Raw genomic sequence first — 25,290 nt, 5'->3', positions numbered from 1 at the left:
GACATTCGCCCTGTCGCCGATGACTTCAGGCTAAGCCTAGCTCAAATAAACGAATGATCTGCTTGAAGAAAAAGACAACAGCTACCCGGTTTTGGTTTCACTAAAGCATTCAGCACTGAATTCCAGCCACAAAAAAGGGCGACCGAAGTCGCCCTTTTTTATGGTCTGACAGAACTTAGTTCTGCTTTTCCATTTGTGCACGCAGCAGGTCGCCCAGAGTGGTAGGACCAGCAGCGATGCTGTCCGAGGCTGGCTTGTCGCGCAGGCTCTGGATAGCTTCTTTCTCGTCTTCAACGTCTTTCGACTTGATCGAGAGCTGGATTACGCGGCTCTTGCGGTCAACGCTGATGATCTTGGCTTCTACTTCTTCGCCTTCTTTCAGAACGTTACGTGCATCTTCGATGCGGTCACGGCTGATTTCGGAGGCTTTCAGAGTCGCTTCGATATCGTCGGCCAGAGTGATGATGGCGCCTTTAGCGTCAACTTCTTTCACGATGCCTTTAACGATTGCGCCTTTGTCGTTCTCTTGAACGTACTCGGAGAACGGATCGCTTTCCAGTTGCTTGATACCCAGGGAGATACGCTCGCGCTCTGGGTCAACCGACAGGATAACGGTGTCCAGCTCGTCGCCCTTCTTGAAACGACGCACGGCTTCTTCGCCCACTTCGTTCCAGGAGATGTCGGACAGGTGAACCAGACCGTCGATGCCGCCGTCCAGACCAATGAAGATACCGAAATCGGTGATCGACTTGATGGTGCCGGAGATTTTATCGCCCTTGTTGAACTGGCCAGAGAAATCTTCCCATGGGTTAGATTTGCACTGTTTGATGCCCAGGGAGATACGACGACGCTCTTCGTCGATGTCCAGAACCATAACTTCCACTTCGTCGCCGACTTGTACGACTTTCGAAGGGTGGATGTTCTTGTTGGTCCAGTCCATTTCGGAAACGTGTACCAGACCTTCAACGCCTTCTTCCAGCTCAGCGAAGCAGCCGTAGTCGGTCAGGTTGGTTACACGCGCGGTTACGCGAGTGCTTTCTGGGTAACGAGCTTTGATAGCAACCCATGGATCTTCGCCCAGTTGCTTCAGGCCCAGGGAAACACGATTGCGCTCGCGATCGTACTTCAGAACCTTGACATCGATCTCGTCGCCAACGTTGACGATTTCCGATGGGTGCTTGATACGCTTCCAAGCCATGTCGGTGATGTGCAGCAGGCCATCGACGCCACCCAGATCGACGAATGCGCCGTAATCGGTGAGGTTCTTGACGATACCTTTGACTTGCTGGCCTTCCTGCAGGGATTCCAGCAGAGCTTCACGCTCAGCGGAGTTCTCGGCTTCGAGGACGCTACGACGGGAAACGACAACGTTGTTGCGCTTCTGGTCGAGTTTGATGACCTTGAATTCCAGCTCTTTGCCTTCCAGGTGCGTGGTGTCGCGCACTGGACGGACGTCAACCAGGGAACCTGGCAGGAACGCACGGATGCCGTTAACGTCGACAGTGAAGCCGCCTTTAACCTTACCGTTGATAACGCCCTTGACCACTTCCTCAGCTGCGAAGGCTGCTTCCAGAACGATCCAGCATTCAGCGCGCTTGGCTTTTTCACGGGACAGCTTGGTTTCACCGAAACCGTCTTCAACCGAGTCCAGAGCAACGTGAACTTCGTCACCGACGTTGATGTTCAGTTCGCCAGCGTCGTTGTAGAACTGCTCCAGAGGGATCAGTGCTTCGGACTTCAGGCCAGCGTGAACAGTTACCCAGCGAGCTTGGTAATCGATATCAACGATAACACCGGTGATGATGGAGCCTGCCTGAAGGTTCAGGGTCTTTAGGCTTTCTTCAAAGAGTTCCGCAAAGCTTTCGCTCATTTTAATTCCTGTTGATAAGGGCGAAAAATACGCCCATCTCCACATCCCAGACGATGTGGGTCAGTTTCATTTAAAAGAAGCACCGCAGGACTATGACTGGTCCCCTGTGGCCTTCTTGGTCACCCGGCGATATCGCGAATGGCGATCTCGCTCATGATGCGTTCAAGCACCTGATCGATGGACAACTCCGTGGAATCCAGCTGGATCGCGTCGGCCGCCGGCTTGAGCGGGGCTACAGCGCGCTGGGTGTCGCGCTCATCGCGCACACGGATCTCATCTAGCAGACTCGACAGACTAACATCCTCGCCTTTGCCCTTCAACTGCAAATATCGGCGACGAGCCCGCTCCTCGGCGCTGGCGGTCAGGAAAATCTTCAACGGAGCATCGGGAAACACCACGGTGCCCATGTCGCGACCGTCAGCCACCAGGCCCGGAAACTCCTGAAAGGCGCGCTGGCGTTGCAACAGCGCGTCACGCACCGCAGGCAGCGCAGCAATCTGCGAAGCGCCGGCACCGGCGCTTTCGGTACGAATAGCATCGCTGACTTCATCACCCTCAAGGATGATCCGCTGCAGTTGACCGTCCGTCGCCGCGATGAATTGCACATCCAGATGCGCGGCAAGTTTTGTCAGCAACTCTTCATTGGTCAGGTCGACACCATGATTGCGTGCAGCGAATGCCAGCAGCCGATACAGCGCTCCGGAATCCAGCAGATTCCAGCTCAGGCGCCTGGCGAGCATGCCGGCAATAGTACCTTTGCCAGACCCGCTAGGGCCGTCGATGGTGATAACGGGAGCAATGCTTTTCACGACTGAGCCTCTTCGGCAACACGGATACCGACCTGCGCGCACAACGCCAGGAAGTTCGGGAAGGATGTCGCGACGTTGGCGCAATCATGGATGCGGATCGGCGCATTAGCCCGCAACGAAGCGACGCTGAATGCCATGGCGATTCGGTGGTCACCGTGACCATGGACTTCGCCGCCGCCGATCTGGCCGCCATCAATGATGATGCCATCGGCAGTAGGCTCGCATTTCACGCCCAACGCCAGAAGACCATCAGCCATGACCTGGATGCGATCGGATTCCTTGACCCGCAGCTCTTCGGCACCGCGCAGGATGGTCCGGCCTTCAGCACAGGCTGCGGCGACGAACAATACTGGGAACTCGTCGATCGCCAGCGGTACCAACTCCTCGGGAATCTCGATGCCCTTGAGCTTGGCCGCGCGCACTCGCAGGTCCGCAACCGGCTCGCCACCGACTTCACGCTGGTTTTCCAGGGTAATGTCGGCGCCCATCAGGCGCAGGATATCGATAACGCCGGTACGGGTCGGGTTGATGCCAACGTGCTCAAGCACCAGCTCGGAACCCTCGGCAATCGACGCCGCCACCAGGAAGAATGCCGAAGAAGAAATATCACCCGGCACTTCAATGTGGGTAGCGGTCAGTTTATGGCCAGACTCGACCGAGGCGGTTGCGCCCTCGACGCTGACCGGGTAACCGAAACCACGCAACATACGCTCGGTATGATCTCGGGTAGGCGCCGGCTCGGTCACGGTGGTTTTACCTTCCGCGTACAAACCCGCCAGTAACAGGCAGGACTTAACCTGGGCACTGGCCATTGGCATGGTGTAGGTCAGGCCCTTGAGTGCATGACCACCGCGAATGATCATCGGTGGACGGCCGTCGGCGGCGGTTTCGATCACTGCACCCATTTCACGCAGCGGGTTCGCCACGCGATTCATTGGACGCTTGGACAGCGACGCGTCGCCAGTCAAGGTGCTATCGAAGCTCTGTGCGGCCAGCAGGCCGGACAGCAAACGCATCGAAGTACCGGAGTTGCCCAGGTAGATAGGGCCTGGCGCCGGTTTCAAGCCATGCAGACCCACACCATGAATAGTCACGCGACCATGGTGCGGACCCTCGATGACCACGCCCATGTCGCGGAAGGCTTGCAGGGTTGCCAGGGCATCTTCGCCCTCGAGGAAGCCTTCGACTTCGGTAACACCTTCAGCCAGCGAGCCGAGCATGATCGAGCGATGGGAAATCGATTTGTCACCTGGTACGCGAATCCGACCGGACAAGCGGCCACCAGGTTGAGCCAGGAAAATCAGATCGTTGGAATTCATAGCGTCCACATAGGCCCGGCGGGCAAGGATTTTACTGAAATGCTCGCGGGCAACCCGGGCGCGCGTGAACACGCCCAATAATTGGTGCCCATCCCCTGCATCGACCGCGTCGCGCAAGGCGTCGAGGTCGCTGCGAAATGTATCGAGTGTGCGCAGGACAGCTTCGCGATTAGCGAGGAAGATGTCGTGCCACATGACCGGGTCGCTTCCGGCGATTCTTGTGAAATCACGGAAACCGCCCGCAGCGTAACGGAAGATCTCGAGATTTTCATTGCGCTTGGCCAGCGAATCAACAAGACCAAAGGCCAGCAAGTGCGGCAAATGGCTGGTAGCCGCCAGCACTTCATCGTGGCGCTCCACCTGCATGTGCTCGACATCGGCACCCAACTCGCGCCACAGCCGATCCACCACGGCCAGCGCCGCAGGATCGGTCTGCTCCAGCGGCGTGAGAATCACCTTGTGCCGACGGAACAGCTCGGTGTTGGAAGCCTCCACCCCACTCTGCTCGGAGCCGGCGATGGGATGCCCTGGCACGAAACGCGCTGGCATGCCGCCAAAAGCACGGGTCGCAGCGCGTACCACATTACCTTTGGCACTACCGACGTCGGTGAGGATCGCCGACCCGAGGTCCATGCCAGCCAGGATCGCCAGCAGTTTTTCCATCGCCAGGATCGGCACTGCCAACTGAATGACATCAGCCCCCACACAGGCGCTGGCCAAGTCATCCTCGCAACGATCGACCACTCCCAGCTCAACCGCGAGCTTGCGCGATTGCGGATCCAGATCGACGCCGACCACTTCCCGGCACAAGCCGCTTTCACGCAGCCCCTTGGCGAACGACCCACCGATCAAGCCCAGGCCGACCACCACCAGGCGGCCGACCACAGGTACGACAGGTGCCACGGCAATCACATCAACCACGTGCCAGAACCTTGCTCAACGCCTCGAGGAAGCGTGTGTTTTCTGCCGGCAGGCCGATGGTGACGCGCAAGTGGTTCGGCATACCGTAGTTGGCCACCGGACGCACGATCACCCCTTCACGCAACAGCCCCTGGAAGATAGGAGCAGCCACCTGCCCCAGATCCACACAGAGGAAATTGCCTCGCGACGGAATCCAGCTCAACCCCAATGCACGAAAGCCCGCTTCCAACTGCTGCATGCCGGCATCGTTCAGACGGCGGCTTTCAGCCAGGTACTCTTCGTCTTTCAAAGCTGCGCAGGCTGCGGCCAATGCCAGGCTATTGACGTTGAACGGCTGGCGTACACGGTTCAGCACATCCGCGACCACCGCTGTCGACAAGCCATAACCCACGCGCAGCGCTGCCAGGCCATAGGCCTTGGAGAAGGTACGCGACACCAGCAGGTTCGGGTACGCGGCGAGGAAGTCCAGGCCGTCCGGCAAATCACTGCCCTCGGCATACTCGATGTACGCCTCGTCCAGAACTACCAGTACACCCTCAGGCACGTCCTGCAGGAACTCATCCAGCGCTTCGGCACTGAACCAAGTCCCGGTCGGGTTGTTCGGGTTGGCGATGAATACCACGCGGGTATTGCTATCGATCGCCTGCAGCATGGCCGCCAGGTCGTGCCCCCAGTCTTTCGCCGGGATCACGCGCGCGTCGGCACCGACCGCCTGGGTGACAATCGGATAAACGGCAAACGCGTGCTCGCTGAACACCGCGTTCAAGCCCGGAGCCAGGTAGGCACGCGCCACCAACTCGAGGATGTCGTTGGAGCCATTGCCCAAGGTCACCTGATTAAGGTCGACCCGGCACTGCTCGGCCAGCAGGCTCTTGAGCGCGAAGCCGTTGCCATCCGGGTAACGGGTCAGCTCGGCCAGCTCTTCACGGATCGCCGCCAGAGCCCTGGGACTGGCGCCCAGCGGGTTTTCGTTGCTCGCCAGCTTGACGATGCTGGCCGGCTCCAGATCCAGCTCACGGGCCAGTTCGTCCACGGGCTTGCCCGGAACGTAAGGCGAAAGTTGTTGCACGCCCGGCTGCGCCAGGGCGAGGAAGTCGCCGCTCATTGTCTATGCCCTTAGAGAACTGCTTTCGGGTAGGAACCCAGCACTTTGAGTGCCACTGCTTCCTGACTGATTTTTTCCAGCACACCTTTTACCAGCGGATCACGGTGGTGGCCGACGAAATCGATGAAGAACACATAGGTCCACTTGCCACTGCGCGACGGACGAGTCTCGATACGCGTCAGGTCGATCCCGTTATCGTGGAATGGCACCAGCAACTCATGCAGCGCACCCGGCTTGTTGCTCATCGACACAATGATCGACGTCTTGTCGTCACCGGTCGGCGGCACTTCCTGGTTACCGATCATCAGGAACCGCGTGGAGTTGTCCGGCCGATCCTCGATTTTCTCGGCCAGGCGGGTCAAGCCATACAGGCCGGCAGCCATGTCGCCGGCAATCGCTGCCGAGTTCCACTCACCCTTGACCCGCTTGGCCGCCTCGGCATTGCTCGACACGGCAACACGCTCGACGTTCGGGTAATGGGCATCCAGCCACTTACGGCACTGGGCCAGAGACTGGGCATGGGAGTAAATGCGGCTGATGCTGTCAGTTTTGGTGTTTTCACCGACCAGCAGGTGGTGGTGGATCCGCAACTCGACTTCGCCACAGATGACCATGTCGTGCTCGAGGAAACTGTCCAGGGTGTGGTTGACCGCGCCTTCAGTGGAGTTTTCCACCGGCACAACACCAAAATTCACCGCGCCCGCCGCCACTTCGCGGAACACTTCGTCGATGGCCGCCATCGGCTTGCTGATCACCGCGTGACCGAAATGTTTCATCGCCGCCGCCTGGGTGAACGTACCCTCAGGGCCCAGGTAAGCCACTTTCAGCGGCTGCTCGAGCGCCAGGCACGAAGACATGATTTCGCGGAACAAACGCGCCATCTCTTCGTTGCCCAGCGGCCCCTGGTTACGCTCCATCACGCGCTTGAGCACCTGAGCTTCACGCTCGGGACGGTAGAACACTGGCACTTCGCCTTCGGCCAGCGAGGCCATCTTTACCCGCGCGACTTCCTGGGCGCAACGTGCACGCTCACTGATCAGCTCCAGGACTTTAGTGTCCAGGGCATCAATGCGAACGCGCAGTGCCTTGAGTTCTTGCTCAGACATTAGCCATGTTCCTTCTCGAACTCTGCCATGTACGAAACCAGCGCGTTGACACCATGGATGTCGACGGCGTTGTAGATAGAGGCACGCATGCCGCCGACCGAACGGTGACCCTTGAGGTTGAGCAGCCCGCGCGCCTCGGCACCGACCAGGAACGGCTTGTCCAGGCGATCATCGGCCAGGCGGAACGGCACGTTCATCCACGAGCGATCGGACTTGTTGATCGGGTTGTTGTACAGGCCACTGGCGTCGATGAAGTCGTACAGGGTGCGCTGCTTGACGTCGTTGAGCTTGCCGATGGCTTCGACACCACCCTGCTCTTTCAGCCACTCGAAGACCAGCCCCGAGAGGTACCAGGCCAGGGTCGGCGGGGTGTTGTACATCGAGCCATTATCGGCTGCTACCTTGTAGTCGAGCATGGTTGGGCACAGCGAGCGCGCCTTGCCCAGCAGGTCTTCGCGAATGATGTTGACGACGATGCCGCTCGGGCCGATGTTTTTCTGCGCACCGGCGTAGATCATGCCGAAACGCGAAATATCCACAGGACGCGAGAGAATGTCGGAAGACATGTCGGCCACTAGCGGCACATCGCCGACTTCCGGAATCCACTGGAACTCAAGACCGCCAATGGTTTCGTTCGGCGCGTAGTGAACGTAGGCCGCGTCCTTGGACAACTTCCACTCGTTCTGGCCGGGAATGGCGAAGTAATCGTAAGGCTTGGCGGTCGCGGCAACATTGACGTGGCCGTAGCGCGAGGCTTCTTCAATGGCTTTCTGCGACCAGATACCGGTGTCGATATAGTCGGCGCTGCCATTTTCCGGCAACAGGTTCAGCGGAATCTGGGCAAATTGCTGGCTGGCGCCGCCCTGCAGAAACAGCACTTTATAGTTCGAGGGGATATTCAGCAGATCACGCAGATCCTGCTCGGCCTTGGTCGCAATGGACACGAACTCATCGCTGCGATGGCTCATTTCCATGACCGAAAGGCCCTTGCCGTGCCAGTCGAGGAGTTCACCCTGGGCGCGCTTCAGGACAGCTTCGGGAAGCGCCGCAGGACCGGCACAGAAGTTATAGGCTCTCTTGCTCACATCCACTCTCGCTCTGATTTGGTGGTATCTACATTCAATCAACCCTTGTAGGAGCGAGCTTGCTCGCGAGAAACCTGAGGACGCTGCGCGATACCAGAATTCCCGCGTTATCGTTGTCGTCCATCGCGAGCAAGCTCGCTCCTACAGGGGCAAAAAATTCAAAAGGGATAAACAACAAGGGGGCGAATTCTCATCCGCCCCCTGCTTGCCTGTTTATTCCTGCGGCTCTTCGTCAGCGGCGGCGTCGAGCTGCTGGTCCTCGACAAGATCGTCAATCACGATCTCGCCCTCGAACACTGCACCCTCTTCACCTTCCAGCTCTTCACCTTCGACTTCCGACGGCTCCTGTACCCGCTCAAGGCCTACCAGCGTTTCGTCGCTGGCCAGCTTAATCAGGGTCACGCCCTGGGTGTTACGACCCAGGCTGGAAACTTCGTCGACACGGGTACGAACCAGCGTGCCCTGGTCGGAAATCAGCATGATTTCCTCGCCGTCGAGCACCTGCACCGCACCGACCAGACGGCCGTTACGGTCGTTGCTGACCATGGCAATAACACCCTGGCCGCCACGCTTGTACTCCGGGAACTCGGTGATGGCGGTACGCTTGCCGTAACCACGCGCCGAAGCGGTGAGGATCTGACTACCTTCTTCCGGGATCAGCATGGAAATCAGCTTCTGGCCTTCCGGCAGGCGCATGCCGCGAACACCACGAGCAGTACGGCCCATGGCGCGTACGTCGGATTCCTTGAAGCGAGTTACCTTGCCACCGTCGGAGAACAGCATGACTTCACGCTCGCCATCGGTGATGGCTGCAGAGATCAGCACGTCGCCTTCGTCCAGTTCCAACGCGATCAGACCAACGCTGCGCTGACGGCTGAAGGATTCCAGCGGGGTCTTCTTCACGGTGCCGTTGGCGGTGGCCATGAAGATGAAGTGACCTTCGGTGTACTCCTCGACCGGCAGCATGGTGGTGATGTACTCACCATCATCCAGTGGCAACAGGTTGACCAGCGGACGACCACGGGCAGCGCGGGACGCTTCCGGGATTTCGTAGGTTTTCAGCCAGTAAACCTTGCCCTTGCTGGAGAACAGCAGCAGCGTGGTGTGGCTGTTGGCAACCAGCAGGTGGGCGATGTAGTCCTCATCCTTGACGCCGGTAGCCGATTTGCCTTTACCGCCACGACGCTGGGCCTGGTACGCAGCCAGCGGCTGGGTCTTGGCATAGCCGCCATGGGAAATGGTCACGACGCGCTCTTCTTCCGGGATCATGTCACCCAGGGTCAGGTCCAGGCGGGCATCGAGGATCTCGGTGCGACGCACATCGCCGTACTCGGCACGGATCACTTCCAGCTCTTCGCGGATCACTTCCATCAGGCGCGTGGCGCTATTGAGGATGCGGATCAGCTCGCCGATCTGGTTGAGGATCTCCTGGTACTCGGCCAGCAGCTTCTCGTGCTCCAGGCCGGTCAGGCGGTGCAGACGCAGCTCCAGAATGGCTTGCGCCTGCTCTGGTGAGAGGAAGTACTTGCCGTCGCGCAGACCGTATTGCGGATCGAGGTTTTCCGGACGGCAGGAATCAGCGCCGGCACGCTCAACCATCGCAACGACGGCCGAGGATTCCCAAGGCGTGCTGACCAGCGCTTCCTTGGCTTCCGACGGCGTTGGCGAGGCTTTGATCAGGGCGATGACCGGGTCGATGTTCGACAGGGCAACCGCTTGACCTTCAAGGATGTGACCGCGTTCACGCGCCTTGCGCAGTTCGAACACGGTACGGCGGGTCACCACTTCGCGACGGTGACGGACGAAGGCTTCCAGCAGATCCTTGAGGTTGAGGATCCGTGGACGGCCGTCGATCAGCGCAACGATGTTGATACCGAACACCGCTTGCAGTTGGGTCTGCGCGTAGAGGTTGTTGAGGATGACCTCAGGCACTTCGCCGCGACGCAACTCGATCACGACGCGCATACCGTCCTTGTCGGACTCGTCGCGCAGCTCAGTGATACCTTCGAGCTTCTTCTCTTTAACCAGCTCGGCGATCTTCTCGATCAGGCGCGCCTTGTTCAACTGGTAAGGAAGTTCGGTGATGACGATCTGCTGGCGACCGCCGACCTTGTCGATGTCCTCGATGGTCGAGCGAGCACGCATGTAAATGCGGCCGCGACCGGTACGGTAGGCCTCGATGATGCCGGCACGACCGTTGATGATCGCAGCAGTCGGGAAGTCCGGACCGGGAATGTATTGCATCAGCTCGTCGACAGTCAGCTCGGGATTGTCGATGAGCGCCAGGCAACCGTCGATCACTTCACCGAGGTTGTGTGGCGGGATGTTGGTCGCCATGCCCACGGCGATACCGCTGGAGCCGTTGACCAGCAGGTTCGGAATACGGGTCGGCATGACCGCCGGGATCATTTCTGTGCCGTCGTAGTTCGGCACCCAGTCCACGGTTTCCTTGTGCAGGTCAGCCAGCAGCTCATGCGCCAGCTTGGTCATGCGCACTTCGGTGTATCGCATCGCCGCGGCGTTGTCGCCGTCGACCGAACCGAAGTTGCCCTGGCCGTCGACCAGCAGGTAACGCAGCGAGAATGGCTGCGCCATACGAACGATGGTGTCGTACACCGCGGTATCACCGTGCGGGTGATACTTACCGATCACGTCACCGACTACACGGGCAGATTTCTTGTACGGCTTGTTGAAGTCGTTACCCAGCTCGCTCATCGCGAACAGCACTCGCCGATGCACGGGCTTCAAGCCATCGCGCGCATCAGGCAGTGCCCGCCCGACAATTACGCTCATTGCGTAGTCGAGGTAGGACTGCTTCAGCTCGTCTTCGATATTGACCGGTAGGATTTCTTTGGCCAGTTCGCCCATGAGAAGCCTGATTCCTTTTTCTGGTGAAACTTCGTCAGGACCAACGAAGCTCGTCGCTGCAGGCTGAGTGCCATACATCGACTTACGACAAATCAACGAGTTAAGCCATGGATCTGCGCAGTGAAGGCATCCCCGCAGGGCTGCCTTGGAAACCGCCGGATGTTATCACAAGAGCCGCCACGCACCTATCCCCCAGATGCGCATGGAGCATAGTTAGTTGACCGATGACAGGCTTGAGCAAGAGCTGAGGGGCTCTGAGAGGTTTCGCGAGGGGAAATTGTGCCGAAATCGGGCGATTTCATTGCACTTTATGGCGCCATCGCACCGCCGCGATGGGGCCCACCCACCCTCAATGCAACCGCTTGCGGCACATCAACTGCGCCAGTTTCGCGGTATCTGGCCGCTCGACGATGCCTTTTTCGGTGACGATCACGTCAATCAGGTCCGCCGGGGTCACATCGAACACGGGATTGAAGACCTCGACATCCGCCCCCACCCGCACGCTGCCGACGGCGAGCAATTCGTCACCATCGCGCTCTTCCAGCGGAATGTCCTCGCCACTGGCGGTGTGCATATCGATCGTCGAACTCGGCGCCACCACCATGAAACGCACGCCGTGGTGCATGGCATTGACCGCCAGCTGATAGGTACCGATCTTGCTCGCCACATCGCCATTGGCGGCGATCCGGTCGGCACCCACTATGACCCAGGTAATACCCTTGGCCTTGAGGATATGGGCCGCCGCGGAGTCGGCATTCAGGATCACCGGAATCTCTTCGTTGAGCAGTTCCCATGCAGTCAGCCGCGAGCCCTGCAGCCAGGGACGGGTTTCGTTGACGTAGACGCGCTCGACCATCCCTTCCAGGAACGCCCCGCGAATCACCCCCAGGGCAGTACCGAACCCACCCGTGGCCAACGCGCCAGCATTGCAATGGGTCAGGATCGCCTGGGCATTGCCCTGATGCCTGCGGATCACGTCCACACCCAACTGGGCCATGGTCAGGTTGGCTTCGCGGTCGCTTTCATGGATGGCAACGGCCTCGGCCTCCAGGGTCGCTACCGGATCGGCATTGTCCTTTAGGCGATCCAGTCGATCATGCATACGGTTCAGCGCCCAGAACAGGTGTGCCGCCGTAGGACGAGCGTCAGCCAGCAGTGCGAAATCTTCTTCCAGCGCCGCGTACCAGTCACTGCCTTCGGCAATCCGCGCGCGCACGGCGAGCACCATGCCATAAGCAGCAGCGATGCCGATCGCCGACGCACCGCGCACCTGCATCGAACGAATGGCCTCGGCCACGCCGGACACGTCGGTGCAGGCAATCCAAGTCTGCTCGAACGGCAAAACACGCTGGTCCAGCAGGAACAGCGTGCCATCGCGCCAATCGATGGCTTTCACCTTTTCAGTAGCCAACAGTCGATCGCGCATCCCTTACCCCGTAGCCATGAACAAAAGCCGTCGATTATAGCGATCCCCCCGCGAAGACGCTCGGGTATACTTCGCCATCCTTCATAAAAGCACTGGACCGAATTCTTGATGCCCACCCCTGTTGCTGCGCTTGACCTTCTCCTGCTGCCGACCTGGCTGGTGCCTGTCGAACCTGCCGGCGTGGTCCTCAAAGAGCATGGCCTGGGCATTCGCGATGGGCGCATTGCCTTTATCGGCCCGCGCCGCGAAGCACTGAAGCTTGCCGCCAGGGAAATCCGCGAGTTGCCGGGCACGTTGCTCAGCCCCGGCCTGATCAATGCCCACGGACATGCGGCGATGACGCTGTTTCGCGGTCTGGCCGATGACCTGCCGCTGATGACCTGGCTGGAGCAGCATATCTGGCCAGCCGAGGGCAAATGGGTCGACGAGGCGTTCGTGCGCGATGGCACCGACCTGGCGATTGCCGAGCAGATCAAAGGCGGCATCAGCTGTTTTTCGGACATGTATTTCTTCCCGAAAGTTGCCAGTGAGCGGGTGCACAACAGCGGAATTCGAGCACAGATTGCCATTCCAATCCTTGATTTCCCGATCCCTGGAGCCAGCAACGCCGACGAAGCGATTCGCCAAGGCGTCGAGCTGTTCGGCGATTTGAAGCACCATCCGCGAATCAAGATCGCCTTCGGCCCTCATGCTCCCTATACCGTCGGCGACGAAAACCTGGAAAAAATCCGGGTGATCGCTGAGGAACTGGATGCGCCCATCCACATGCACGTCCACGAAACCGCCTCGGAGGTGCAACAGGCGGTCGAGCAACACGGCGAACGACCGCTGGAGCGCTTGGCACGGATGGGGCTGCTCGGACCCCGCTTCCAGGCTGTGCACATGACCCAGATCAGCGATGACGACCTCGGACTGCTGGTAGAAAGCAACAGCAGCGTGATCCACTGTCCGGAATCCAACCTGAAACTGGCCAGCGGCTTCTGCCCGGTGGAACGCCTTTGGCAGGCCGGCGTCAATGTGGCAATCGGTACCGATGGCGCGGCCAGCAATAACGATCTCGACTTGCTCGGCGAAACCCGCACCGCAGCCCTGCTGGCCAAGGCTGTCGCCGGCTCGGCCGCAGCTCTGGATGCCCATCGCGCGCTGCGCATGGCCACCCTCAACGGCGCCCGCGCGCTGGGCCTGGAAAGCGAAATCGGCTCGCTGGAAGTCGGCAAGGCGGCCGACCTGGTGTGTTTCGACTTGTCTGGACTGGCTCAACAGCCGATTTACGACCCGGTGTCCCAGCTCATTTATGCCACTGGCCGCGATTGTGTGAAACACCTGTGGGTCGCTGGCAAGCAATTGCTCGACGACCGGCGCCTGACGCGCCTCGATGAACAACAACTGTGCGCCACAGCCAATGCCTGGGGCCAGCGCATCAGCGGTCATACCCAATAGAATGGAGCCTTGAGCCGCCCTCAAGGCTGACAGCAGAATTTTTCAGATTCAGAGGAATATCCATGAGCAACGTCGACCACGCTGAAATTGCCAAATTCGAGGCCCTGGCCCATCGCTGGTGGGACCGCGAAAGCGAGTTCAAGCCCCTGCACGATATCAACCCGCTGCGGGTCAACTGGATTGACGAACGCGTCAAACTGGCCGGCAAGAAGGTGCTGGACGTCGGCTGCGGCGGCGGCATTCTCAGCGAATCCATGGCCCAGCGTGGCGCCACGGTGATGGGCATCGACATGGGTGAGACACCGCTGGCTGTCGCCCAACTGCACCAACTCGAATCCGGTGTCAGCGTCGAGTACCGGCAGATCACCGCCGAAGCCCTGGCTGAAGAGATGCCGGAGCAGTTCGATGTGGTCACCTGCCTGGAAATGCTCGAACACGTACCCGATCCATCGTCGGTGATTCGTGCCTGCATGCGCATGGTCAAACCCGGCGGCCAGGTATTCTTCTCGACCATCAACCGCAACCCGAAGGCCTACCTGTTCGCCATCGTCGGCGCCGAATACATCATGAAGCTGCTGCCTCGCGGCACCCACGACTTCAAGAAGTTCATCCGCCCTTCCGAACTGGGTGCCTGGAGTCGCGCGGCCGGCCTGACCGTCAAGGACATCATCGGCCTGACCTACAACCCGCTGACCAAGCACTACAAGCTGGCCGCCGACGTTGACGTCAACTATATGATCCAGACCCTGCGCGAGGAGTAAGCCCATGGCAATCAGAGCAGTTCTTTTCGACATGGACGGCACCCTGCTCGACACCGCGCCGGACTTCATCGCCATCTGCCAGGACATGCTCCTCGACCGCCAGATGCCAGCTATTCCGGACAAGCGCATTCGCGACGAGATCTCCGGCGGCGCCCGGGCGATGGTCGCTGCCACCTTCATGATGGATCCGGAGTCGCCCGGCTTTGAAGAGCTGCGCCTGGAGTTCCTCGAGCGCTATGTCAAAGGCTGCGCGGTGCACAGCAAGCTGTTCGACGGCATGGGCGAATTGCTGGCCGATATCGAACAGGCCAGGCTGATCTGGGGCGTGGTCACCAACAAGCCGTTGCGCTTCGCCGAACCGATCATGCAGCAACTGGGGCTCGCCGAGCGCTCGGCCCTGCTGATCTGCCCGGACCACGTAAAGAACAGCAAACCCGATCCCGAGCCGTTGATCCTGGCGTGCAAGATGCTCGACCTCGATCCGGCCAGCGTGCTGTTTGTCGGCGATGACCTGCGCGACATCGAGTCGGGGCGCGATGCCGGCACCCGTACCGCCGCTGTTACCTACGGCTACATCCACCCGGACGACAACCCGAGGAACTGGGGCGCCGATGTGGTGGTGGATCATCCGCTGGAACTGCGCAAAGTACTGGACAACGCCCTTTGCGGCTGCTGAGCAGGCTGATCACGAGATGAAGGCACGGTGCTCGCCACGAGTCCGGCGTTCATCCTCCTGTTGAATTTGTCATGAGGTTTTTATGTTTGATTATTCCGCTCGCCCGGAACTGCTCAAGGGCCGAGTCATTCTGGTGACCGGCGCGGGTCGCGGCATCGGTGCCGCCGCCGCCAAGACCTACGCCGCCCACGGTGCCACCGTGCTGCTACTGGGCAAGACCGAGGCCAACCTGAGCCAGGTCTACGATGAAATCGAGTCCGCCGGCCATCCACAGCCAGCGGTAATCCCCTTCAACCTGGAAACCGCCCTGCCGCACCAATACGACGAACTGGCGGCCATGATCGAGACCGAATTCGGCCATCTCGACGGCCTGCTGCACAACGCCTCGATCATCGGCCCACGCACGCCGATCGAGCAGTTGTCCGGTGAAAACTTCATGCGCGTCATGCAAGTCAACGTCAATGCCATGTTCATGCTGACCAGCACCTTGCTGCCGCTGCTCAAATTGTCCAGCGACGCCTCGGTGATCTTCACGTCCAGCAGTGTCGGTCGCAAGGGCCGCGCCTACTGGGGCGCCTATGGCGTGTCGAAGTTCGCCACCGAAGGCCTGATGCAGACCCTCGCCGACGAAGTGGAAAATGTCGCGCCTGTTCGCGCCAATAGCATCAACCCCGGAGCGACGCGCACCAGCATGCGTGCGCAAGCGTACCCAGGGGAAAACCCGACCAACAACCCTGCGCCAGAGGACATCATGCCGGTCTACCTGTACCTCATGGGTCCGGACAGCAGCGGCATCAACGGCCAGGCATTCGACGCCCAGTAAATGCGCCGTCCGAGCCTGGCATGCCGTCAAGCCAGGCTCGGAAAAGTCACTCCAGTAGGTTCAGGCTCAAAGGAACCGATCGCCGGTCTTTCGCTCTAAGTGGCGAGAAGCAGGCAGTGTTTGAGTGATAAAAACCATGAAATCTCCTACCCAGCCCCAGGCTATCGACTTTGATAGCGCCAAATTACAACGCCTGGGCTTTGGACAGATCCCCCCGCTGTTGCCCCGGCCCGCGAGCCTGGCCCAGTTGCGTCAGCGGATGAGCCAGCAGCTGCAAACCAGCCTTGAGCCGCAGCGCATCCTCGGCCTGTTTTTTCGTGAGTTGCAACGCCTGGTGCCAGTGGACGCACTGGTCTATCAGCACGCCGCGAGCGATCTACGCCTGGAATTCGGCCAACGCGGGCATCATTTGGTGAGTTACAGCTTGAGCCACGAGGGCCAGCACCTGGGCGACCTGGTGTTTCGGCGTAATCAACGCTTCAGCGATCACGAGCAGGCCCAGCTTGAATCCCTGTTATCGACGTTACTGTTCCCGATCCGCAACGCCTTGCTCTATCGTGCCGCGACGCAAAGGGCGCTGCGCGACCCGCTGACGGGTACCGGCAACCGCATCGCCATGGAACAGACCCTGCAACGGGAAATCGACATGTCGAGGCGTCACCGGCAACCCCTGTCATTGCTGATGCTGGATATCGATCACTTCAAGAGCGTCAATGACACCCACGGCCACGCTGCCGGAGATCATGTGTTGAGGGAGGTCGCTGCGTCGATCAAACAGCAACTGCGCAACGTCGACATGGTGTTTCGTTATGGCGGCGAGGAGTTTTTGATTTTGCTTTCCAACACCGGCCGAGAGTCGGCCGCACTGGTCGGCGAGCGCCTGCGTTATGCCGCGCAGAGCAATGACTATTGGGCCGCCAACACACGCATCGAGCTGACGGTCAGCCTGGGCTGTTCAACCTTGTTGCCAGGGGAGTCTGCGGACAGTTTGCTGCGCCGCGCCGATAATGCGCTGTACGCGGCCAAGCGCGAAGGGCGCAATCGGTTGGCGATGGCGGGATAAACAGCAGCTTGCCAAACAGGCAAGCTGCTATCGACGGGCGGACGCTTAACCTTCTACCAAGGCCAATCGCTCCCGAGCCAACGGAGCCTTTTGCGCAGACTCCAACTGCATGCAACGCTCCAGGAACAGGTACATATAGTCATAGCTCTTGCACACGGCCTGACGCAGCTCTGCCTGCAGTGCCCTGCTTGGGTTGAGGCCCGCCAGCGTGCAGATTATTTCCAGCGCCTCCCAGGGATGGGCATCATCGTATTGAGCGTGCATTTTCAGCCACTTCATCGCACGCTTGCGTTCGTCTTCAGGGAAGGCAGCCGCGTAGATGCCGTTGGAACAGACCACCGCCGACCACTCCCCTGTCGCCCCTTCAATTGCGTAGTTGGTCGCGGCAATAGCGACGATTAATGAATCGGAAGAACTGGTGTGCCAGCACCAATGACTCAACGCGTGCAACTCAGGGTCAACCTGCTGTGCCTGCAAGTCCTCGAGACTGACGCCATGGGCTGCACTCCAATTCACCCAGTAATCGGCGTGGTTAAGTTCAACCCGTATATTGCGCATCAACCAGCGACGCGCCATATCCTCACCGGGATGGCGGGCGAAGCGAGTCTTGGTCAGGTTCTGCGCCATATACGAGGCAAACTGCTCGACAACCGGCCAGCCACCGATCAGGTACTGACGCATGGTTTTGCCACTGAGTTTGTTGTCACGCATCCGCTGATACAGTTCGTGCTCGACAACCCGACGCTTGCTCTCGCTGCAGGCCTGGATAAGTTGCTGAGCCCAAACCGGATAACTTGCAGCTTCCATAAGCGGGCCAGATCTGTTGAATGATTCGATCACTGTCGCACTCCTTTTGATTGTGATTGTCCGGATCGACGGAAACTTCAACGAAATGTGCCTGGCGCCTTGAATAACAAAGGCCGCGGACGAGCCGGCCGGGTTTGCAAACTGTCACACGTAAACAACTGCGGACGTTGAATAATGTAGCCCTGAGCATAATCCACGCCGATCTCCAGCAAGGCCTGCTCAATCTGGGGTGTCTCAACAAACTCGGCAATTGTGCGTTTACCCATGACATGGCCGATGTGATTGATCACCTCGACCATGGCCCGATTTATCGGGTCGTCCAGCATATCCCTGACGAAACTTCCATCGATCTTCAGAAAGTCTACAGGCAAATGTTTCAAGTATGCGAACGAGGACATTCCGGCACAAAAGTCATCTAACGAAAAGTGGCAACCTAAGTCTTTGAGCTCATTGATAAATTTAATTGCACTGGCCAAATTTGAAATTGCGCTAGTTTCTGTAATTTCAAAACAAATCATTTCAGGCGGCACAGCATAAGTTACGAATTGTTGGCGTAGAAAGATTAAGAATTCATCATCACCAATAGTATTACCTGACAGATTAATCGCACACATAGCCATAGGCCGCGGGTCTTGGCGAGTCATACATTGAGCAATGATCTTGAAAACATTCTCCACGACCCAACGATCCAGAGAAGTCATCAAACCATAACGTTCGGCCGCCGGTATAAAGCTGTCCGGCAGAATCATGCGTCCGGCTTCGTCATGCAAACGCAGCAAAATCTCGACATGCCCGCCCGCCCCTCCGACATGCCCCAGGCTGGCGATTTCCTGGGCGTATAAACAGAAGCGGTTTTCTTCCAGCGCCATGTGCAAGCGCTGCACCCAGGCCATCTCGCCAAAGCGCAAGGACAACTCGGAATCGTCGGGATGGTACAACTGGACGCGGTTGCGCCCCTTCTCCTTGGCCATGTAGCAGGCCATGTCCGCTGCGCGCAGCAGAGACTCCAACGTAGCCGGCGATTGCGTAATGTGGACCAGGCCGACGCTGACCGTGGTCACGAATGGCCGGCCTTTCCAGACAAAATGCAGGTTCTGCACAGTCTGACGCAGATTCTCGGCAATTTTCTCCGACGCCTCTGCCGTACAGTTTTCCAGGAGAATGCCGAACTCATCGCCGCCCAGCCGCGCCAGGGTATCGCCCTCGCGCAGTCCCGATTGCAACAACGCGCAGATATGTCGCAACAGTTCATCGCCTGCCGCATGCCCGCAGGTGTCGTTGACCAACTTGAATTGGTCGAGATCAAGGAACATCAACGCGTGACGGGCAGGCTGTCGACTCAACTGATGCAGCGTCTGCTCCAGGCGAAACTCGAACTCGCGACGGTTGGCCAGCCCGGTCAGGGCATCATGGGTTGCCTGCCAGGACAGGTTGGCGATGTATTGTCGCTCCTGGGTCATGTCATGCAGCACCAGCACGGTGCCGCTGACCTTGCCGGTGGTGTGGATGGGTGAGCCGACCAGCGTGACCGACACCGTACTGCCATCCAGGCGCTGGATCAGCTTGGAATGATCACTAACGCCACCGCTCAGTTGGCCGCTGAGGATATGCTCGATCAGGGTGAAGCTGTCGGCCTGGGCGTTTTCGTCCAGCAGATTGAACAATGCAGACAGTGGCAATCCAACAGCCTGTTCGGCCTTCCAATGGGTCAGCACTTCGGCCGCAGGGTTCATATAGGCAATGGCGCCATCGACGTCAGTGGTAATCACCCCATCGCCAATCGACTGAAGCGTGATCTGCGCGCGTTCTTTTTCCTGCTGCAAGGCATCGGCGAAAGCATGCCGCTGTGCCAGCAACTTGTGGGTACGCAACAAGGCCAGCACGATCAGCCCCAGTGCCGTTGCCAGGTTGACCACCAGCAGCAACCGCAGAATCAGGCGCGACCCTTCCCCAAGCGCATCACTGAAGGCTCGGGCGGCGGGGGTTACGGCCTCGTTGATCGCAAAGATTTCCTCTTTCCAGCCCTCGACTTCGGCAGCCGAAGCCTGGCCGGCAACGAACCGCTGATGCATGTCTTGAGCGACCTGGTCCAACTGGACCAGATAGGCATCGCCGACGATCCAGCGATCAATGGCCCGCTCCAGGTAGCTGAAATGACGGAAATTCAAGTACAGCCAGATCAGGCTCGGAACGTCGTCGGGGTGATTGCCCCCTTTCAGAATGGCCCGACGGGCAGCTTCCAGGTCGGGCGGTTGACGGTCCAGGGCAACCCTTAGCTCATGCCCGCCCTGGGGAACCGCCATGGCTTTCTGATATTTGCCAAAGATCGACTCGTCACGACTGTCGGCATAGAGGTTCAGGTAATAGATCGCGTCTTTCTGACCTTTGGACCAAAGGCTTTCGCCGGCCACGTAACCACGTACCGCAGACATCATATAAAGGCTGACGCCGCCCAGAAGGGCTTGAAACAGCACAACGGCAATAAATGGCCAGACGATGCCCAGCAGGCGTGGTGTTCCGAGAGTCCTTTTTTGCTTCATGAGGTCCTTAGTGCGCGCGCTGCCATCATCGAAAGGAGACCGCTAGAGCTAGCCTAGGGTGCGTTCAGGATCCCGGCAAGTCGGATGGGCTCCCGCACTACCTGTGTACCGCACGATGGTTTCCGGGGATCGCTGTAATCGGAGTCGATCTTCAATGCTCATCCGAGCACGTGGAGCCATGCGCCTCTCTGAATAAGTGACAGCCTCATGCAAACCGAATCGAACCACAGAGTAAAAACCGCACCCACCGCTGCCCAACGCCATAACAGCCAACTTCAGGATTATGAGTTGCTGTTGAACGCGTTGCGTCCCTATGAGTTTTTCCTGTCCGTAACGCCTGCGAAACTCAGCAAGATGATCGATCTGGCAAAGCTGCGGATAAAACCTTCCGAGTTTTCCGCACTGAAAAAACTCGACATTGCCGGCACGGTCAGCGTTACGCAAATGGCCATGTTTTATGGGATAGCGCCTTGGGACACGACCAATCCTGTGGCACTTCGCGCCGTCATCAAAGCCCTCGAGGAAAAACAGGCAAGTTATCGCCTGATGCTGGAAGACAGCACCAACATCGACGGCCTGATTCGCCCCCCTATCGAAAAGGACCGCCAACGCTTTGCTGCCGAACGGCTGGCGTCAGCTGATCCTGACAGTGTCGATATGGAGGAAGTCCAGAAGACAGTGATCACCAGAGAAGTCATTGACACCCTTAAAGCACTTTTGCCCGAAGGTGAAACGTCCCCATTCAGTTACCTGGCCCGCGACATACTGTTGACTGCCAACATCGAACAACTGCGCGCTACACCCAGCGTTTATCTGGAAAAAATCCTGCAAAGCCCACTTGCCCAAAGCATGGCAACTGCCGTGCTCTCGACACTGACGTGGTACGGCGGGGAGAGCGCGGAAAAAACCTCGCCTCATATCCGCAATAGAGCCTTGGCCAATGCCTTGGTGAACGGGTTCGAAGACGCCTATCGCAATCCCCAACAGATAGTCGGCTTTGACTGCCAAGCGCGGACTCATTGGGGAAAGAGTTACGCAACGCTTCGCAGGGAATTCGAAAACCACTTGCTCACCTCACGCCAGGCCGCGTCGGCGAAAGAGGCGATTATTTTGGCCCGGCTGTTCTTAAATCGATTTCCGGTCGAGTTCCGAGTGCCCGATATCCCGCCCGAAATCAGCTACCGCAACTCCGTTGTTTGGGTGAACTTTCTGAATGGCGTCAACTTGATCACCGCCAACCAACCCGAAGCGCTATGCCGGATGAGTTTTCAACAGTTGCTCGACCTTCCCATCAAGCAAGCCGAAGGTGCAACCAATGAGAAACTCAAGGAAATCAGCCTCGCAAGGTTGCTACCCACACTCAACTGGGCTGTCACCCAAGGCTATCTCCCTGAAAAAGCCTTAGAGACGTTGAGCCAGTCAGAGATTGAGCAGGCCATTCGCAAACTGGATGAACGTACCGCGGAACTTAATAACGCCATTACCGAAATCAACGAAGCCCCACCCAAGCGCCTGACGATGGCCAAAGATCTCGCCGAGAAGGTCTTCGGAAAAACCTTTGTGGAGGGAAACACCAGACTGGCCAGGAAAAGACCTGACTATATTCGATGGAACACCACGCCAGGAGAAGTGCATGACTTCTACTCGCTCGTCGACATCATTGCCGAGGACAAATGGGGTCATGACGAGAAGTGGTACTACACGACAACTGATCGTGCCGTCACACCCTGGTTTTTCCGTATCAACAAGGCTAGAAGAATCACCTCGCCCTACTACTTTGATAAACCAGGTATCCCGCTGACTTACGGAGACTTTCCCAACATCAAGTCAATGTTTCACCAACAATTCCAGAGCTATATGGAGCGACAGACCGCTGCTTACTCAACGCTGCTTCGCACTCTTTTGACCTCATTGCCCTTTGAAGATCGCGTGGCCATCGAATGCGGACAACTGCGCATCTACAGTTTGAGAAAGGAAACTCGCGGGATTGAAGCCCAGAATGAAACGGCTGAAGACGTTCTGCCACTGCGCAGCCGCAACGGATTAATTTTTCTGACCAGCCAGGCCGGACTGACACGCACCTACGAACTGATCCCCCGCGCAGGCCTTATACGCCGTATCAACAATCTTGAGTCGTCCTTGTTCGGTGGCCTGAAAACAATCGAACACTGGCGCTTGAAGGGGGGAAGAGTTTCAGTTTCGGTGTTGCGCAACCGGCAACTTCCGTTCGACTGGAATGCTCATTCGACCGGTAGCACCCCCGAGGCGGGAGCAACCTGCGAGGCGATCATCGAGCAACTCGGCGACGCATTTCCGGCGGCATCCGACCATCAGCAAACGCCCCTGACCTTTGACTCGGCACGCTGCCAGGCGATCAGCCTGCGCATCACTGGCTCCCTGCATTACGACGACCCTCGGCAACTGCGCGTATTCTGCAACGGCAAGACCCTGTTCGAACGCAAGGATGAGGCTTACAACAAAATCCTCGATGTTTACAAAAGGCTAGTGCCATTCTGGGGAAGCATTGAAGACCTGATGTCTGGCAACAGGATCCGCCAGATCAATGGTGCCTTCGGCCTGTTCATCGATTTCATCCCCTTCGTTACGCCGATCGGAAAATTCGTTTCGGGCTCGGTGAAACTACTCAGCAACGCCAATCGACTGACATTGAGCGCCAGACTGCCGGCATTCAAATCCTTGACCACGGAACTCCTGGCACAAAGCATACAAGCGCTGAATCCGGTGGACGGCATCGTCTTGCTGCTCCGCGCACTGGCGGCAAAAGGGCTGAAAATCGCCCGGGTCGGCCTTTTCCAAATCAAGGAACTGGGGGGAAGAGCCGGGCGCTACGAATTCGTCAGCAGGCTGCCGCAGATCGACAATCCCGGAAGCTGGAAACCGCTCAACACCACTGATCAACTGGCCACCGTCAGAGGTATTGAAGATGTTCAGGTACGCAACGTCGACAGGCTTTTCCCGCGTTTTCATATGGTCGACCCGCTGACAGACCTGCCGTTCGGGCCACGACTGTCACCACGACATATTGGGATGTCCCTCGGGCGCTCGCGCTTCAATACAGTGAAAACAGACGAGGAGCATGTTTTCGTCCAGATGCCAGAGCAGGCGCGCATTCAGCACATTCCAGAAATCGATGGACGCACTACAGTACTCATCGATGAAGTCCCCTATCGACTGGATGCCGGGACGTTACGACGCGTCGACCTGATCGATGACAGCCCAGCCATGCAGCGACTGCCCTGTCGCCCCCGACGCGCTCCGGGCAGCACTGATTGTCGTGTCAGCTATGTCAGGGACGGGCTCGCCCCGACCCCGGAGGTCGGGACCATCGACCGCACCAAGGGCTACGCACCATGGTTTGGCGACCGGATTTCCGCAGCCGGTTCCGTCCCTCGCCGTGAGGGTGAATTTCTGGCCGTGGATGCCCAGCTCTATCAGATACTGGATGACCGACCGGTACGCTACACCGGCGATCTCGCCCGACTTGGGCTCAAGCGCGGCCCTTTGCTGCCTAGACCGCAGATACAAGCGACGTGGCAGTTTCGCAAAGGTATCTATGCCCGCGTGAGTGTCAAAGGTACGTATCAAGGTGTCGACGATACGCAGCAGGTGGGGGCCATTGTGGTGCCAGCCATCGATGACACGGCCAACTACGCATTCTTTCGGGTGAACACCCGCGAGTATTACCTGGCGACCGTCCCCAAGACCCGGACATCGCCCAATGAGCTGACCTTCACGCGCCTGACCCCTGATGACTTGGTAGAAGGCACGCTCGGTGCTGAATTATTGAAGGTGTATACCGGCTCGCTGCATGCCAACAACATGGTGCGTTTCCACGGCGCCGATGCTGTCGAACGAGCCATGAAGGCCATGGAAGACATCGCCATCCCCCTTGGCACCACAGCTAACCCTTCTGCCAATATGAGATTCATCAAAGTCGACACCAGCCCCGGTGAGGCGCTGATGTTCGATCACTCGACGCGCATGATTGTGGCTCGCTTGCCAAAAGGTGCCGCCAACTGGACACGCAGCAAGGAGGCTCCGCAGCGATTTCGGGAGCGAACGGCGGAGATTTTCGACAGACTTTTTCTGTCGGAAACCATTACACACAGAGGTGCCGACGCCGCGCTGCGTATCGAACAGTCAATGCAGAAACTGCACAACTTGCTGCCCCGCTACGAACGTCCACTGAATCCGCGCAACATCGCTTACGCCGACGTGACCACCGCGAGCGGCCACAGAGAAGTCTATGTCAGCGTCTCCGGTGCCCAAGGTTCCACGACCCGTTTGCCGCTATTCCGGCACCTGGGCGCCAATCATGTACGCATGGGGGATACGACCTACATCAACATCGACTACAGCAACAGCGTCCCGAAAACCTCGCTGGACGTCACCCTTGAGGGACGGTTGCTGGCAGTGCCTTTGACCCTCAAGGATCCAGGCAAGTACACAGCGGCAACGTTCGCCCGCCCGACCTCGCTCGACAGCGAAAGCAAACTGATTCGAGTCATACAGGAAAAATACCCGGACCCGAAGGAAATCAGCTCAGTGGATATCGCCACTACCATGCGCCCTTGCGAATCCTGCTCCGTGGTCATGAAGCAGTTCGGACATGACGGCACCGAGGGTGCACTTCAGGTGTTGTGGAACTGA

At 58.5% G+C, this 25,290-nt stretch carries 16 protein-coding genes; 6 read left to right on the top strand and 10 right to left on the bottom strand.

Annotated features, from left to right (window positions below):
- Positions 1-175: 175 nt before the first annotated feature.
- From rpsA to mtnA, 8 genes are all read right to left on the bottom strand, one after another.
- The gene (rpsA, locus tag NR126_RS10130) at positions 176-1,870 is read right to left on the bottom strand and encodes a 30S ribosomal protein S1 (RefSeq protein WP_027620104.1); all 1,695 of its coding nucleotides are present in this window, start codon (positions 1,868-1,870) and stop codon (positions 176-178) included.
- Positions 1,871-1,989: 119 nt separating this feature from the next.
- Positions 1,990-2,679, bottom strand: a complete 690-nt coding sequence (gene cmk / locus NR126_RS10125; protein WP_027620103.1) for a (d)CMP kinase — start codon at positions 2,677-2,679, stop codon at positions 1,990-1,992.
- Positions 2,676-4,883, bottom strand: a complete 2,208-nt coding sequence (locus tag NR126_RS10120; RefSeq protein ID WP_027620102.1) for a bifunctional prephenate dehydrogenase/3-phosphoshikimate 1-carboxyvinyltransferase — start codon at positions 4,881-4,883, stop codon at positions 2,676-2,678. Before NR126_RS10120 ends, cmk begins: the two co-directional genes overlap by 4 nt.
- Positions 4,884-4,911: 28 nt before the next feature.
- Positions 4,912-6,024, bottom strand: coding sequence for a histidinol-phosphate transaminase (gene hisC / locus NR126_RS10115; RefSeq protein WP_027620101.1), 1,113 nt, complete (start codon positions 6,022-6,024; stop codon positions 4,912-4,914).
- Positions 6,025-6,035: 11 nt separating this feature from the next.
- On the bottom strand, positions 6,036-7,130 hold the full coding sequence (pheA, locus tag NR126_RS10110; RefSeq protein WP_027620100.1) for a prephenate dehydratase: 1,095 nt from the start codon (positions 7,128-7,130) through the stop codon (positions 6,036-6,038).
- Entirely contained in the window at positions 7,130-8,215 is a 1,086-nt protein-coding gene (gene serC, locus NR126_RS10105; RefSeq protein WP_027620099.1) for a 3-phosphoserine/phosphohydroxythreonine transaminase, read from the bottom strand. The genes pheA and serC overlap by 1 nt, the downstream gene beginning before the upstream one ends.
- A gap of 213 nt (positions 8,216-8,428) precedes the next feature.
- Positions 8,429-11,083, bottom strand: a complete 2,655-nt coding sequence (gene gyrA, locus NR126_RS10095) for a DNA gyrase subunit A (RefSeq protein WP_256830121.1) — start codon at positions 11,081-11,083, stop codon at positions 8,429-8,431.
- 349 nt (positions 11,084-11,432) lie between these two features.
- Positions 11,433-12,509, bottom strand: a complete 1,077-nt coding sequence (mtnA, locus tag NR126_RS10090) for an S-methyl-5-thioribose-1-phosphate isomerase (protein WP_256830120.1) — start codon at positions 12,507-12,509, stop codon at positions 11,433-11,435.
- A 108-nt stretch (positions 12,510-12,617) separates the two neighbouring features.
- On the opposite strand from mtnA, the gene NR126_RS10085 reads away from it, so the two are divergent.
- From NR126_RS10085 to NR126_RS10065, 5 genes are all read left to right on the top strand, one after another.
- Positions 12,618-13,949: a TRZ/ATZ family hydrolase gene (locus NR126_RS10085; RefSeq protein ID WP_027620096.1), complete on the top strand. Its 1,332-nt coding sequence runs from the start codon at positions 12,618-12,620 to the stop codon at positions 13,947-13,949.
- 62 nt (positions 13,950-14,011) lie between these two features.
- Positions 14,012-14,710, top strand: coding sequence for a bifunctional 2-polyprenyl-6-hydroxyphenol methylase/3-demethylubiquinol 3-O-methyltransferase UbiG (ubiG, locus tag NR126_RS10080; RefSeq protein WP_256830119.1), 699 nt, complete (start codon positions 14,012-14,014; stop codon positions 14,708-14,710).
- 4 nt (positions 14,711-14,714) lie between these two features.
- Complete coding sequence (gene mupP / locus NR126_RS10075) at positions 14,715-15,386, top strand: N-acetylmuramic acid 6-phosphate phosphatase MupP (RefSeq protein WP_027620094.1); 672 nt, start codon at positions 14,715-14,717, stop codon at positions 15,384-15,386.
- An 82-nt stretch (positions 15,387-15,468) separates the two neighbouring features.
- A complete protein-coding gene (locus NR126_RS10070; RefSeq protein ID WP_027620093.1) occupies positions 15,469-16,209 on the top strand; it encodes a YciK family oxidoreductase in 741 nt (246 codons plus the stop codon).
- 136 nt (positions 16,210-16,345) lie between these two features.
- On the top strand, positions 16,346-17,272 hold the full coding sequence (locus NR126_RS10065) for a GGDEF domain-containing protein (protein ID WP_256830118.1): 927 nt from the start codon (positions 16,346-16,348) through the stop codon (positions 17,270-17,272).
- A 45-nt stretch (positions 17,273-17,317) separates the two neighbouring features.
- Here the strand turns inward: NR126_RS10065 and NR126_RS10060 are convergent, their stop codons facing one another.
- Complete coding sequence (locus tag NR126_RS10060) at positions 17,318-18,112, bottom strand: TenA family transcriptional regulator (RefSeq protein WP_027620091.1); 795 nt, start codon at positions 18,110-18,112, stop codon at positions 17,318-17,320.
- Positions 18,113-18,156: 44 nt separating this feature from the next.
- Positions 18,157-20,619 carry an EAL domain-containing protein gene (locus NR126_RS10055; protein ID WP_256830117.1) on the bottom strand — a complete coding sequence of 821 codons (2,463 nt, stop codon included), beginning with the start codon at positions 20,617-20,619 and terminating at the stop codon, positions 18,157-18,159.
- Between the two features lie 207 nt (positions 20,620-20,826).
- Between NR126_RS10055 and NR126_RS10050 the strand changes: the two genes are divergently transcribed.
- Positions 20,827-25,290 (top strand): deaminase domain-containing protein, encoded by a 4,464-nt coding sequence (locus NR126_RS10050; protein WP_256830116.1) that lies wholly within the window; start codon positions 20,827-20,829, stop codon positions 25,288-25,290.

The sequence above is a fragment of the Pseudomonas sp. Pse1 genome (assembly GCF_024519635.1).
GTDB lineage: Bacteria > Pseudomonadota > Gammaproteobacteria > Pseudomonadales > Pseudomonadaceae > Aquipseudomonas.
Note: the sequence above shows the minus strand (reverse complement) of the source record. Positions and strands in the feature narration are given on the sequence as shown.

Bases quoted from the DNA above. Each gene is read 5' to 3' on its own strand.
- rpsA (WP_027620104.1), bottom strand. From the start codon at position 1,870: ATGAGCGAAAGCTTTGCGGAACTCTTTGAAGAAAGCCTAAAGACCCTG.
- hisC (WP_027620101.1), bottom strand. From the start codon at position 6,024: ATGAGCGGCGACTTCCTCGCCCTGGCGCAGCCGGGCGTGCAACAACTT.
- pheA (WP_027620100.1), bottom strand. From the start codon at position 7,130: ATGTCTGAGCAAGAACTCAAGGCACTGCGCGTTCGCATTGATGCCCTG.
- gyrA (WP_256830121.1), bottom strand. From the start codon at position 11,083: ATGGGCGAACTGGCCAAAGAAATCCTACCGGTCAATATCGAAGACGAG.
- mtnA (WP_256830120.1), bottom strand. From the start codon at position 12,509: ATGCGCGATCGACTGTTGGCTACTGAAAAGGTGAAAGCCATCGATTGG.
- NR126_RS10085 (WP_027620096.1), top strand. From the start codon at position 12,618: ATGCCCACCCCTGTTGCTGCGCTTGACCTTCTCCTGCTGCCGACCTGG.
- ubiG (WP_256830119.1), top strand. From the start codon at position 14,012: ATGAGCAACGTCGACCACGCTGAAATTGCCAAATTCGAGGCCCTGGCC.
- mupP (WP_027620094.1), top strand. From the start codon at position 14,715: ATGGCAATCAGAGCAGTTCTTTTCGACATGGACGGCACCCTGCTCGAC.
- NR126_RS10070 (WP_027620093.1), top strand. From the start codon at position 15,469: ATGTTTGATTATTCCGCTCGCCCGGAACTGCTCAAGGGCCGAGTCATT.
- NR126_RS10065 (WP_256830118.1), top strand. From the start codon at position 16,346: ATGAAATCTCCTACCCAGCCCCAGGCTATCGACTTTGATAGCGCCAAA.
- NR126_RS10055 (WP_256830117.1), bottom strand. From the start codon at position 20,619: ATGAAGCAAAAAAGGACTCTCGGAACACCACGCCTGCTGGGCATCGTC.
- NR126_RS10050 (WP_256830116.1), top strand. From the start codon at position 20,827: ATGCAAACCGAATCGAACCACAGAGTAAAAACCGCACCCACCGCTGCC.